This is a genomic window from Rhodococcus sp. (in: high G+C Gram-positive bacteria), assembly GCF_049286785.1.
In the GTDB taxonomy this organism is placed as follows: Bacteria; Actinomycetota; Actinomycetes; order Mycobacteriales; family Mycobacteriaceae; genus Rhodococcus_F.
Map to the genome: position 1 here is coordinate 1 of NZ_JBAQEO010000820.1, position 12,578 is coordinate 12,578.

The 12,578-nt window shown below is 66.6% G+C and carries 11 protein-coding genes; 8 read left to right on the forward strand and 3 right to left on the reverse strand.

Translation table 11 applies throughout. From position 1 onward, the window contains the following. The 5 genes from secD to WAW17_RS29505 all read left to right on the forward strand — a co-directional run. The coding region (gene secD, locus WAW17_RS29485; RefSeq protein WP_422336394.1) for a protein translocase subunit SecD at window positions 1-1,041 on the forward strand (1,041 nt) is incomplete at its 5' end. After that, window positions 1,038-2,273 carry a protein translocase subunit SecF gene (gene secF, locus WAW17_RS29490; RefSeq protein WP_422336395.1) on the forward strand — a complete coding sequence of 412 codons (1,236 nt, stop codon included), beginning with the start codon at window positions 1,038-1,040 and terminating at the stop codon, window positions 2,271-2,273. The genes secD and secF, both read left to right, overlap by 4 nt. A gap of 1 nt (window position 2,274) precedes the next feature. Continuing rightward, complete coding sequence (locus tag WAW17_RS29495) at window positions 2,275-3,999, forward strand: ABC transporter substrate-binding protein (RefSeq protein ID WP_422336396.1); 1,725 nt, start codon at window positions 2,275-2,277, stop codon at window positions 3,997-3,999. Further along, window positions 3,996-4,529: an adenine phosphoribosyltransferase gene (locus WAW17_RS29500; protein ID WP_422336404.1), complete on the forward strand. Its 534-nt coding sequence runs from the start codon at window positions 3,996-3,998 to the stop codon at window positions 4,527-4,529. The genes WAW17_RS29495 and WAW17_RS29500 overlap by 4 nt, the downstream gene beginning before the upstream one ends. A 137-nt stretch (window positions 4,530-4,666) precedes the next feature. Beyond that, entirely contained in the window at window positions 4,667-7,042 is a 2,376-nt protein-coding gene (locus tag WAW17_RS29505; protein WP_422336397.1) for a RelA/SpoT family protein, read from the forward strand. An 82-nt stretch (window positions 7,043-7,124) separates the two neighbouring features. Here WAW17_RS29505 and WAW17_RS29510 read toward each other — a convergent pair whose 3' ends face one another. Both WAW17_RS29510 and WAW17_RS29515 read right to left on the reverse strand, forming a co-directional pair. Continuing rightward, entirely contained in the window at window positions 7,125-7,919 is a 795-nt protein-coding gene (locus WAW17_RS29510; RefSeq protein WP_422336398.1) for a peptidylprolyl isomerase, read from the reverse strand. A 30-nt stretch (window positions 7,920-7,949) separates the two neighbouring features. After that, window positions 7,950-8,819, reverse strand: a complete 870-nt coding sequence (locus WAW17_RS29515; protein WP_422336399.1) for a peptidylprolyl isomerase — start codon at window positions 8,817-8,819, stop codon at window positions 7,950-7,952. A gap of 177 nt (window positions 8,820-8,996) precedes the next feature. Between WAW17_RS29515 and WAW17_RS29520 the strand changes: the two genes are divergently transcribed. The 3 genes from WAW17_RS29520 to WAW17_RS29530 are packed head-to-tail and all read left to right on the forward strand — an operon-like array spanning window position 8,997 to window position 11,586. Further along, window positions 8,997-9,677 carry an MBL fold metallo-hydrolase gene (locus WAW17_RS29520; protein ID WP_422336400.1) on the forward strand — a complete coding sequence of 227 codons (681 nt, stop codon included), beginning with the start codon at window positions 8,997-8,999 and terminating at the stop codon, window positions 9,675-9,677. A 15-nt stretch (window positions 9,678-9,692) separates the two neighbouring features. Next, window positions 9,693-10,964 carry a histidine--tRNA ligase gene (gene hisS / locus WAW17_RS29525; RefSeq protein ID WP_422336401.1) on the forward strand — a complete coding sequence of 424 codons (1,272 nt, stop codon included), beginning with the start codon at window positions 9,693-9,695 and terminating at the stop codon, window positions 10,962-10,964. Beyond that, window positions 10,927-11,586 carry a hypothetical protein gene (locus WAW17_RS29530; RefSeq protein WP_422336402.1) on the forward strand — a complete coding sequence of 220 codons (660 nt, stop codon included), beginning with the start codon at window positions 10,927-10,929 and terminating at the stop codon, window positions 11,584-11,586. The genes hisS and WAW17_RS29530 overlap by 38 nt, the downstream gene beginning before the upstream one ends. 36 nt (window positions 11,587-11,622) lie before the next feature. On the opposite strand, the gene WAW17_RS29535 is transcribed toward WAW17_RS29530, so the two are convergent. After that, a partial coding sequence (locus WAW17_RS29535; RefSeq protein ID WP_422336403.1) for a hypothetical protein occupies window positions 11,623-12,578 on the reverse strand: 956 nt, incomplete at its 5' end.

Genomic DNA, 12,578 nt, shown 5'->3' on the forward strand with positions numbered 1-12,578 from the left:
ATGGCCACACTGGACTGCTCCCGGCCCGACCCGTTGCGCGGCAACGACGACCCGGCGCTGCCTCTGGTCGCCTGCGACACCGCGGGCGCGGCCGTGTACCTGCTCGAGCCCGCGATCATCGACGGGCAGGAGATCGCCGACGCCACGTCGGGGTACAGCGCCCAGCAGTCCCGCCACGAGGTGAGCCTCACGTTCAAGTCCTCCGGGAGCGACACCTGGGCCAGGTTCACTTCGGAGAACATCGGCAAGCAGGCGGCGTTCACACTCGACTCGAAAGTGGTGAGCGCTCCCGTGATTCAGGGTGCGACCCCGGCGGGCAGTTCCACCTCGATCAGCGGCTCGTTCACGGCGGAAAGCGCCAAAGAACTGGCCAATACCCTCAAGTACGGCTCGCTGCCGCTGTCGTTCGCCGCGTCCGAGGCGGAGACGGTATCGGCGACTCTCGGCCTGGCATCACTGGAGGCAGGCCTCATCGCCGGTCTCGTCGGCCTGATCCTCGTCCTCCTCTACTGCCTGCTCTACTACCGCATGCTCGGCATCCTCACGGCACTCTCGCTGGTGCTGTCCGGTTTGGCGGTCTACGCGATCATGGTGCTGCTCGGCCGGTACATCAGTTTCACGCTCGACCTCGCCGGTATTGCGGGCCTCATCATCGGCATCGGTATGACCGCAGACTCGTTCGTGGTGTTCTTCGAACGGATCAAGGACGAGATGCGAGAGGGGCGCAGTTTCCGCTCGGCGGTTCCGCGCGGCTGGGCGCGGGCGCGCAGAACCATCCTGTCCGGCAACGCAGTCAGCTTCATCGCGGCCGCCGTGCTCTACGTGCTGGCTGTGGGTCAGGTCCGTGGCTTCGCGTTCACGCTCGGCCTGACCACGATTCTCGACGTCGTCGTCGTGTTCCTCGTGACCTGGCCGCTGGTGCACCTGGCGTCGAAGTCGCCGTTCTGGTCCAAGCCCGGCGTCAACGGGCTCGGTGCCGTTGCGCAGATCGCCAAGGAACGTAAGGCGGCCGCGTCGTCGCCGAAGGAGTCACGAGTATGAGTGAATCGACCACTTCGTCCCAGACTGAGACGCAGGCGAGATCGGAATCCTCGCTGTCCGACTCGGGTGTCAACCAGGCGTCGATGCCCACGCACGGTCTGCTGTCGCGGCTCTACACCGGAACCGGTGCGTTCGAGGTCGTGGGGAAACGCCGCTTCTTCTACGGCCTGACCGGTGTCATCGTGCTCGTTGCGCTGCTGGCCATCCTGGTGCGGGGCTTCACCCTCGGCATCGATTTCGAGGGCGGATCGCGAATCCAGTTCCCGGCCGGGGACGGAGTGGACACCGCACAGGTGGAGACGGTCTACTCGGACGCTCTGGGGATGGAGCCCGTCACGGTGCAGACGGTGGGCTCGGGGGCGAGCGCCACGGTGCAGATCCGCTCCGAAACCCTCGACGCCGCGCAGATGGTGACGCTGCAGGACGCGCTGTTCGAAAAGTTCCAGCCGGAGGACACGAGCGGCTCACCCAGCAAGAACGCGATCAGCATCGCGGACGTCAGCGAAACCTGGGGTGGCCAGATCACCCAGAAAGCCTTGATCGCGCTGGCCGTCTTCCTCGTGATCGTGAGCATCTACATTGCGGTGCGCTTCGAGCGGGACATGGCGATCGCCGCGATCGTCGCGCTGTTCTTCGACATGATCGTCACGGCCGGCGTGTATGCACTGGTCGGTTTCGAGGTGACTCCCGCGACCGTGATCGGTCTGCTCACCATTCTCGGGTTCTCGCTCTACGACTCCGTGGTGGTATTCGACAAGGTCGAGGAGAATACCCGGGGCATTCTTCACCTGTCCCGCCGGACCTATGCCGAGCAGGCCAACCTGGCTGTCAACCAGACCCTGATGCGGTCCATCAACACCACGCTGATCAGCGTGCTGCCGGTTCTCGCCCTGATGGTCGTCGCGGTGTGGATGCTCGGTGTCGGAACGCTCAAGGACCTCGCGTTGGTACAGCTCGTGGGGATCGTGGTGGGTGCCTATTCGTCGATCTTCTTCGCCACCCCATTGCTGGTTTCTCTCAAGGAGAGGTGGGGACCCGTTGCGGCGCACACCAACAAGGTGCACGCCCGGCGGGCGGCACTCGCAGAAGGCGGGTCGGCGAAGGCAGGTCCCGTGCCCGGACGCGAGAGCGAGACCGTGACGGCGGGTGCGGGTGCACCTCGGCGAGCGGTGGCGAATGCACCTCGCCCGGGTTCGCGTCCCACCGGAAAGCGACACAAGAAGAGGCACTGACATGCGGTCATCGCGCAGGCGAGGCAGGACGGGGGCGGCGGGACTTCTCACGGCCGCCGTCCTCGGGGGGTCGCTCGTGGCCTGTTCGACGGACGAGGAGCAGCTCCCGTCCATCGGATATGCGATCGACAGCCCCCTCACCACGTACAACGCCGGTACCGTCGCGGGCGCCGTGTCGGGCGCTCGGCAGGCGTTCGCGCGGGTGCTTCCCGGCTTCACGTACACGGGGCCCGAGGGTGGGCCGGTATCGGACACCGACATCGGCACCGCCAGCGAGGTGCCCGGCGACTCGTTGACGGTGCAGTACAAGCTCAACCCCAACTCCGTCTACTCCGACGGAGTGCCGATGGCGTGTGACGACCTGGTGCTCGCGTGGGCCGCGAACAGTGGTCGTTTCACCCGCCCGAACGATCAGGGCGCCCCGACGCCCATGTTCGACGCCGCGAGTACCGCCGGCTATGCGGACATCGACCGGGTCGACTGCCGGACCGGGGCGAAAGATGCCACCGTCACGTTCCGTCCAGGCCGGAGCTTCACCGACTGGCGCTCGTTGTTCGGTGCCGCGTCGTTGATGCCCGCCCATGTCGTTGCCGGTAAGACCGGTGTCCCCGACATCGTGGCGGCCGTCCAGAATTCGGACACGAATGTGCTCGGCCGCGTCGCCGACTTCTGGAACAGCGGGTGGACGCTGAGTCCAGGTGATCTCGATTCGGCGATCCTTCCCGCCTCCGGGCCCTACAAGATCGAGTCCTTCACGCAGGAAGACGGCCTCGTGCTGGTGCCGAACGATCGGTGGTGGGGCAACAGGCCCGCCACCGACCGGATCGTGGTGTGGCCCAAGTCCTCCGACCTGAAATCCCGGATCGAAGACGGCAGGGTCGAGGTGGTGGACGTGGGAGCCGGTTCGGTGGCCGATCTTGATCTCGCCGACTTCGAGGTGAGCGAGGTTCCCTCCCGCAGCGTGGAACAGTTCGTCCTGTCCACTTCCGGGGTGTTCGCGACGGCGCCCGGCCGTCGCGCGTTCGCCCTGTGCCTGCCCCGCCAGGATCTGGCTGCCCGGTTCGGTGCGCCCGTACCCGGCACGGACGGCGACACGCAAGCGGCTGCCACCAGGTTCATCGGTCCGGACAACCTGGTGTACCAGTCGGTGGCGGCGACCGTCGGCGGTCGCTTCACCGTGCCGGACACGGCGGCCTCGTCGGCCGCGCTGGCCGAGACCGGCAGCGACACCGCCACCGTGCGCATCGGGTACCTTGCTCCGGACGCACGTCGTGCCGAGATTGTCGCGGCCGTTGCCGCCGCCTGCGCACCCGCGGGCATCACCGTGGAGGACGCCGGCTCACCGGACTTCGTGCCGTCGAAGCTGCGTGGCGGTGAGGTGGATGCGGTGCTGGCCGGAACCGCAGCGGCTCCGGGTGCGGCGGGTACCGCGGCACCAACGACCGCCCTGTACGCACTCCGTGGCGGCAGCGGATCGAATGCCGGCGGCTACAGCAACGGCCGCGTGGATCAACTCGTCGATCAACTCGTCGTCGACGGCTCGTCCGGGGCTCAGCTGTCCCTCTCGACCGAATTGGAAAACATCCTCTGGTCGGAGGTGCCCACGGTGCCGCTGTTCACGCAACCCCGCACGGTCGGGTTCGCACCGGGGTTGGAAGCAGGGCTGGCGAATCCGACGCGTTCGGGCGCCGGCTGGAATATGGACAGGTGGGTATTACGCAGGTGATCGATTATTCCCTCGCTGGTGACGCCGTTCTCCGGCTCACTCGGTGGGCCGACGATTTTCCCGAGCCTGGGGTGCGCTTCGCTGATTTGACGCCCGTCTTCTCGGACGCCTCAGGCTTCCGTCTCGTGGTCGATGCACTCTCCGCCTGCGCTCCCGACGCCGACGTGATCGCCGCCGTCGACGCCCGCGGCTTCCTCCTCGGCGGCGGTGTCGCACGCGAGATCGGTTCAGGAGTGGTGGCGGTGCGGAAGGCTGGCAAGCTGCCACCCCCGGTGCTGGCGGAGTCGTACACCCTGGAATACGGATCGGCCACCCTGGAGATCCCGGCGGATTCGCTCGGGCTGACCGGGCGTTCCGTCCTCATCGTGGACGATGTGCTCGCCACCGGGGGAACACTCGAGGCCACCGCACGGTTGGTGGAATCGGCAGGTGCCGTCGTGGTGGGGGTCGCGGTCGTCATGGAGATTGCCGCACTCGGCGGTCGCGGGCGACTCGCGAAGTACCCGCTCACGTCCCTCGTCTCGGTCTGAGTACTAAAGTTGGGGCTGGTGGTGCCACACGGCCACCGGGGCGTACGCCCGAGAGCAACTCGGCCGGGGCCTTCCCGGTCCGAGCCACACGGCGACGGCCTCGGTGCCGGAGCATCCAGTGGTAGGGAGGTGACGGCATGACTTCGAATCTGGATCGGTCGGAGAATACGGGATCGACCGCGTCTGGGCAGCCCGATGCCGAGTCACCTGCGGCGAACGCCCCTTCCGGCAACGGTAAGGGAGCGCAGGGGTTCGCCGTTCCGGCGTCTGCATCGCGCCGTGTGAGAGCACGACTCGCCAGGCGCATCACCGGGCAACGGAACGCGACCATCCGGCCGGTCCTCGAGCCCCTGGTCAGTCTGCACCGCGAGCTGTACCCCAAAGCCGATCTCGCGCTGCTCCAACGCGCTTACGACGTGGCCGAGGAACGCCATGCCAGTCAGCGTCGCAAGTCGGGTGATCCGTACATCACGCACCCACTTGCCGTCGCGAGCATCCTCGCCGAGCTCGGGATGGACACGACGACCCTGGTGGCGGCACTGCTGCACGACACCGTCGAGGACACCGGGTACTCGCTCGAACAGCTCACCGAGGACTTCGGGGAGGAGGTGGCGCATCTCGTCGACGGCGTCACCAAACTCGACAAGGTGGTGCTCGGTAACGCCGCCGAGGGCGAGACCATACGCAAGATGATCATCGCGATGGCCCGGGACCCGCGTGTCCTGGTCATCAAGGTGGCCGACCGCCTGCACAACATGCGGACGATGCGGTTCCTGCCACCGGAGAAACAGGCCCGGAAGGCGCGTGAAACCCTCGAAGTGATCGCACCGCTGGCCCACCGGCTGGGAATGGCCACCGTGAAGTGGGAACTCGAGGACTTGTCGTTCGCGATTCTGCATCCCAAGAAGTACGACGAAATCGTGCGTCTGGTGGCGGACCGCGCACCGTCCCGGGACACCTATCTTGCAAAGGTCCGAGCGGAGATCAACGCCACGCTCAGCGCATCGCGGATCAACGCGGTCGTGGAGGGCCGTCCGAAGCATTACTGGTCGATCTACCAGAAGATGATCGTGAAGGGCCGCGACTTCGACGACATCCACGATCTGGTCGGCGTGCGCATTCTGTGCGACGAGGTCCGGGACTGTTACGCGGCCGTCGGCGTCGTCCATTCGCTGTGGCAGCCGATGGCGGGCCGCTTCAAGGATTACATCGCGCAGCCGCGGTACGGCGTCTACCAGTCGCTGCACACCACGGTGGTCGGCCCCGAGGGCAAACCGCTGGAGGTGCAGATCCGCACCCACGACATGCACCGGACCGCGGAGTTCGGTATCGCCGCGCACTGGCGCTACAAGGAGACCAAGGGGCGGCACTCCGGTGACGTCGCCGAGGTCGACGACATGGCCTGGATGCGCCAGCTGCTGGACTGGCAGCGTGAGGCCGCCGACCCAGGGGAGTTCCTCGAGTCGCTCCGATACGACCTCGCGGTCAAGGAGATTTTCGTCTTCACCCCCAAGGGTGATGTGGTGACGCTGCCGGCCGGGTCGACGCCGGTGGACTTCGCCTACGCCGTTCACACCGAGGTGGGGCACCGGTGTATCGGTGCCCGGGTCAACGGCCGTCTGGTGGCGCTCGAGCGGACACTCGAGAACGGCGAAGTGGTGGAGGTCTTCACCTCCAAGGCGGCCAACGCAGGCCCCAGCCGCGACTGGCAGACGTTCGTCGTCTCCCCGAGGGCGAAGACCAAGATCCGGCAATGGTTCGCCAAGGAACGACGTGAGGAAGCGCTCGAGGCGGGTAAGGACGCCATCGCCAAGGAGGTGCGGCGGGTCGGTCTTCCGTTGCAGCGGCTGATGAACGCCGAATCGATGGTGGCCATCGCACACGAACTGCACTACACCGACGTCTCGATGCTGTACACGGCGGTCGGCGAGCATCACGTGTCGGCGCAGCACGTGGTCCAGCGACTGGTCGCGCATCTCGGTGGTGTAGGTGACGTGGAGGAGGAACTGGCCGAGCGGGCCACCCCGTCCACCATGCCGATGCGTCCGCGGAGCACCGGTGACGCGGGCGTGCTCGTTCCCGGGGCCGAAGGCACGGTCGCCAAGCTGGCGAAGTGCTGCACGCCGGTACCCGGTGACGAGATCATGGGATTCGTGACGCGCGGTGGCGCGGTCAGTGTGCACCGCACGGACTGCACCAATGCCGGATCGCTCAAGGAACAATCGGAACGCATCATCGACGTCAAGTGGGCGCCCTCGCCGTCTTCGGTGTTCCTCGTCGCGATCCAGATCGAGGCGCTCGACCGGCACCGTCTGCTGTCGGATGTGACGAAAGCCCTTGCCGACGAGAAGGTCAATATCCTGTCGGCGGCGGTCACGACGTCGGGGGATCGGGTCGCGATCAGTAAGTTCACGTTCGAGATGGGCGATCCGAAGCACCTCGGGCACGTGCTGAACGTGGTCCGCAACGTCGAGGGAGTGTATGACGTCTACCGGGTGACCTCCGCTGCGTAGCAAGCGGTCTCGCACGAAACGACCGGAACCTCGGTTCGACTGATCGAACCGACGTTCCGGTCGTTCCTCCGGAAGTCTGGGCCTAGCCGACCTCTACGGTCTCGATATCGACCGGTGTGTTCGGCTTTCCGCCGCCGGCCGACATGGAACCGTCGTCGCCGTCAGCGGCCACCTTCTCGACGGTGGCCAATCCTTCCTCCGACATCGTGCCGAAGACGGTGTAGTTCGGTGGCAGGACCGAATCGGCGTAGACGAGGAAGAATTGGCTTCCGTTGGAACCGGGCTGGCCGCTGTTGGCCATGGCCACCGTGCCGCGCGGGTAGATCACCGGGTCCGACAGGGTGGGGTCACCCGGCGCAAAGGCTGTCTCCGGGTATTCGGTGTCGAATCCGTAACCGGGTCCACCGTTGCCTCTACCACTCGGATCGCCGCATTGCAGAACCTGGAGGCCCTGACTCGTCACCAGACGGTGGCAGGGTGTGTCGTCGAAGTAGCCCTGTTCGGCCAGGCTCACGAAGCTGTTGACCGTGCACGGCGCTTCGGCGCGGTCGAGTACGAGTCCGATCGGTCCGGCGCTGGTAGTGAGGTCGACGACCACGGTGCCGTCGGCAGGCACACCCGTCGACGGCGGCGCTTTCACGTCCTTTACCGCAGATTGGTTCGCCGGGTAGGAGCAGTCGACGGTCGTGGCCGCAGGCGGCGGGACCGGCGGGAGCGTCCCGAACTGCGAGAGGTCCAGCGATTCCGCCGCGCTGGTCGGAGAGGCTTTGGTCGTCGTGGTGCTCGTCGGCGAACCGGCGTTGTCGGACGAGTCCGAACAGCCGGCGAGAACGAGTGCAACACTCGCGCCCGCGACGAGGATCGAAGTGCGTTTCATTCGGTACATCCTCACAGAAGCCGGATCTCGTCAGTCCATCCGGACGGACTTGATGTCGATCGGAAGGTTGGGTTTGCCGCCACCCGCCTGCATGGATGCGTCGTCGCCGGCGGCCGCCACCTTCTCGATGGTCGCGAGCCCGGTCTCGTCGATCGTCCCGAAGACGGTGTACTGGGGAGGAAGCTGCGAATCCTCGTAGACGAGGAAGAATTGGCTGCCGTTACTGCCCGGCTGGCCGCTGTTCGCCATCGCAATGGTGCCGCGCGGGTAGGTGACGGGGATCTGCAGGGAGGGGTCCGCCTCGTCGTACTGGTCGGTGGGGAACTCGTTGTCGAAGCCGTATCCGGGGCCGCCTGTGCCGGTGGCGGTGGGGTCACCGCACTGCAGAACCTTCAGTCCCTCGGAGGCGACGAGGCGGTGGCAGGTGGTGTTGTCGAAGTAGTTCTGGCTCGCCAGGCTGACGAAGCTGTTCACCGTGCAGGGCGACAAGGTGCCGTCGAGACCGAGCCCGATGTTGCCCTGCGTGGTCTCGATGCTGATGCTCGGTGTGGCATCGGGTGCGGTGGTCGGCACGCCCGCGGTATTGGGCGGTTTCACTTCCTTGGCGGCGGGCTGCGCGCTGGCCGGGTACGAGCAGTCGACCGTTTCGGGCAGGGGCTCCGACCGGCCCGCGGGCATCGTGCCCGGCGACTGTTCGGACGCGGTAACCGGCTCGGCTGTGTCGTCGTCACCGCTGGTCAGGGCGAACACGACGGCGCCCGCGGCGACCACGAGAACCACGCCCAGCACCGAACCTGCAATGGTGAGCTGCTTACGCTTGCGTGCCTTCTCCGCCCGCCGCTCGAACTGGCGCTCGAGCTTTCGTTTGGCTGCTTCCCGGCGCTGCTCGTTGCTCGGCACTGCGTGGTCCTCCCGTATCGCTCTTCGGTAACAGTTGGTCGATATAGCAGTTGGTTTGTGCGATCTACCCCCGGCACACGACCTTCAGAGTCTGCCATTCGAACCTGAGAACAACCTGGCGGGGCGGCGGCTTAGGCTGTAGCAACTGCAATACCCACACGAACAGGAGCGTCGCGCGTGCTCGTCACAGGATTTCCGGCCGGGATGTTTCAGACCAACTGCTACATCCTCGCGCAGGACGATGCCCGGGAATGTGTCGTCGTCGACCCCGGTCAGGACGCCACCGAACCTTTGGTGGAGTTCCTCGGCCAGTCGAATCACGTCCCGACGGCGGTGTTGCTGACGCACGGCCACCTCGACCACGTGTGGAACGCGCGCGAGGTCTGCGAGAAGTTCGGAATTCCGGCATACATCCATCCGGAAGATCGCTACATGCTGTCCGATCCGGGCCGGGGCATCGGCCCCACGATGAAGCCTTTCATCGAGGGAATGTCGTTCGTCGAGCCCAGCGAGGTGATCGAACTGGCGGACGGCGACACGATAGAGCACGCCGGCATCGTGTTCGAGGTCGATCACACACCCGGCCACACCCAGGGATCAGTGGTCTTCCGGACCCGGGTGGCAACGGTGGAGGGACCGGTGGACATCGCGCTCACCGGTGACACGCTTTTCCAGGGATCCATCGGGCGCAGCGACCTCCCCGGCGGAAATCACGAACAACTGTTGCAGTCCATCGCTCGCAAGCTCCTCGTCCTCGGCGACGACACGGCCGTGCTGCCGGGGCACGGCGGATCGAGCACCATCGGCGCCGAACGTGGGTCCAACCCGTTCCTCGTTGGACTCCCGGGATCGAAGTAAGGAAAAGTAACGACAGTGAGTAAAGTCAGCACCTTCTCCGCGCCCAAGGGCGTGCCCGATTACGTCCCGCCGCAGTCCGCCGAGTTCGTCGCGGTCCGTGACGGGCTGACGCGTGCCGCACGATTGGCCGGATACAGCCACATCGAGCTGCCGATCTTCGAGGACACCAACCTCTTCGCCCGCGGTGTCGGTGAGTCCACCGACGTCGTCAGCAAGGAGATGTACACGTTCGCCGACCGCGGTGACCGTTCGGTGACTCTGCGTCCCGAGGGCACGGCGGGTGTGATGCGCGCGGTGATCGAGCACGGGCTGGACCGCGGACAGCTACCGGTCAAGCTGAGTTACGCCGGCCCGTTCTTCCGGTATGAGCGGCCCCAGGCCGGCCGCTACCGTCAACTGCAGCAGGTGGGAGTCGAGGCCATCGGCGTCGACGATCCGGCACTGGACGCGGAGGTCATCGCAATCGCCGACGCGGGCTTCCGTGGGCTCGGGCTGGAGGGTTTCCGGCTGGAGATCACCTCGCTCGGTGATGACACGTGCCGGCCCCAGTACCGGGAACAGTTGCAGGAGTTCTTGTTCCGGCTGCCTCTCGACGAGGACACGCGCCGACGGGCCGAAATAAACCCGCTCCGCGTACTCGACGACAAGCGCAAGGAGGTGCGCGAGATGACAGCGGACGCACCGCTGATGCTCGACCACCTCTCGGACACGGCGAAAGCACACTTCGACGAGGTGCTCGCCCACCTCGACGCAATCGGGGTGCCCTACCTGATCAACCCGCGCATGGTCCGCGGGCTCGACTACTACACCAAGACCACCTTCGAGTTCGTCCACGACGGTCTCGGTGCGCAGTCGGGGATCGGCGGCGGTGGGCGCTACGACGGACTGATGGCCGAGCTCGGCGGGCAACCGCTGTCGGGCATCGGTTTCGGGCTCGGAATCGACCGCACAGTGCTCGCTCTGGCCGCGGAGGGCAAGACAGCAGGGTCGCCGGCTCGCTGCGAGGTATTCGGAGTGCCGCTCGGCGAGGAGGCGAAGGCCAAGCTCGTGGTGCTGGCACAGCAACTGCGCGCGGAAGGGATTCGCGTCGATCTCGCGTACGGAAACCGTGGCGTCAAGGGTGCGATGAAGGCTGCCGACCGCTCCGGGGCGGCGGTCGCTCTCGTGCTCGGTGATCGTGACATCGCGGAAGGCACGGTGGTGCTCAAGAATCTCGCCACCGGTGAACAGGAATCGATTTCGTTTGCGAATGTCATCGAGCAGGTGGGAGCAGTCGTCGGTGCCTGACGACACGTCGCCCGTATCGCTCGATCTGGTTCCCATCGAGCTGATCGCGCCGCGGTTGAAACGGGTCGCGTGGGTAGCCGTTCTGGTCGGCGTGGTTCTCGCGGTCGTGGTGGGTGTCTTCACGTCGCTGTGGATCGGTGTAGTGGTGGGGGCGATCGTCTCCGTACCCACCGCCGCATCGGCTCTGCTCGCCTTGCGCCGGCGAATCACGTTGCAGCACGGTAGGATTCGTTCGACCGGGGGAGTGCGGTCGCGTTCGGTGGACGTCACCCGGGCGGTGGCGGCCGAACTGGTGATCCGGTCGGCCCGGGTGAGTGAGGTGAGTGTGCGCGTCACCGATGCGGACGGGAGTCTCATGATCCCGCTGGCGTTGTATACATCCGACGGCGGGCGTGAACTCGAGATCCTCGGTTTGCGCACACTGGCCGATGCCTTGAACGCGGGCGAGTTGGTGCCGGCTGCGGCGATAGCCTCGGTGCTCATCGATCAGTTGCGCGCGGAGGCGCGCGGAGCGGGGCTCATGGAGCGCCCGCTCTACCGCGCTGTCCAACTGGTGCGCTCCGCGGGACGCATTCCGCGCACCACTCTGACCGACCGTGAGGTGGCGGCACTCCTCGAGTGATGTGCACACATCAGGCGGAAGATCTCGGATTCCGGCTCACGGGGTGTCTTCCCACTCCTCACCGCCGATGACGGCGGGTGCCACCAGGGGAAGATCACCCACAAAGCTGTTCCTGTCGACTGCGGAGACGAGGTAGCCGGGGGCGGATCGGCCTGTGAGCTGTTCGTCAGCTGCGCCGCGTTGAGCGCCTGCCGCGCCGGAACCCCCCATGCCGCTCATGCCGGTGCCGTGCATCGCGGCGGGTGAGTTCCCGGCCGGCCGTGACGGATCGGATGGTCCGCCACCCCCGCCTGCGCTGGGAACGGGCGGGATTGCCGCACCACCAACGGGTCCACGCGGCACGGCACCGCCGGCCGAGGATGCGGTGCCGCCGCCGGTTGCGCCGAACATCCCGATGCCGGCGCCCCCTGCGATCGCCACCGAACCCGGGACCGCGCCCGCAGTCCCGGGGGTGGAGGCGATGGCGGTCTTCGCCGACACCGCGTCGGAAGGCAGGTCGGAACCGATGCTCGCGGCGTGCGTATCGGCTGACACGAGGCTGCCGATGCCGTCGGTGACCGTCGACACCATCGGCTTCCCCACGCCCTCCATCACGGTCGACGCGATGGCGAAGGGCGAGGTCGGCGCGGCGGCTGCAGGCGGCGGTGGTACGGGTACCGGGGCGGCCAGTCCGTTCATCGTGAGCGTCTGCTCGTTCAATTCCGTCCGTGTCTGCGTCACGACACCGATGGCTGCCTTGATGTGCTCGGCCGCCGACGCGAGGAGCATGGCCTGCCCGGGAGGGGTCGTCACCACGGGAGCCGCGGCGACCGCCGTGGCGGCGAACGATTCGGAAATGGTCGCCAGGTTGGCATTGCCCCGGGCGACCGACGCGGCGGCGGTGTGGGTGGTGCCGGCGATGTCGGTGCCACGCTCGCTCAGTTCGGCGCCGCTGGCCTGCGCCTGCTGTCCCTGGTTCTGCGCAGCCTGTGCCGCCGAACTCTGCCAGATCT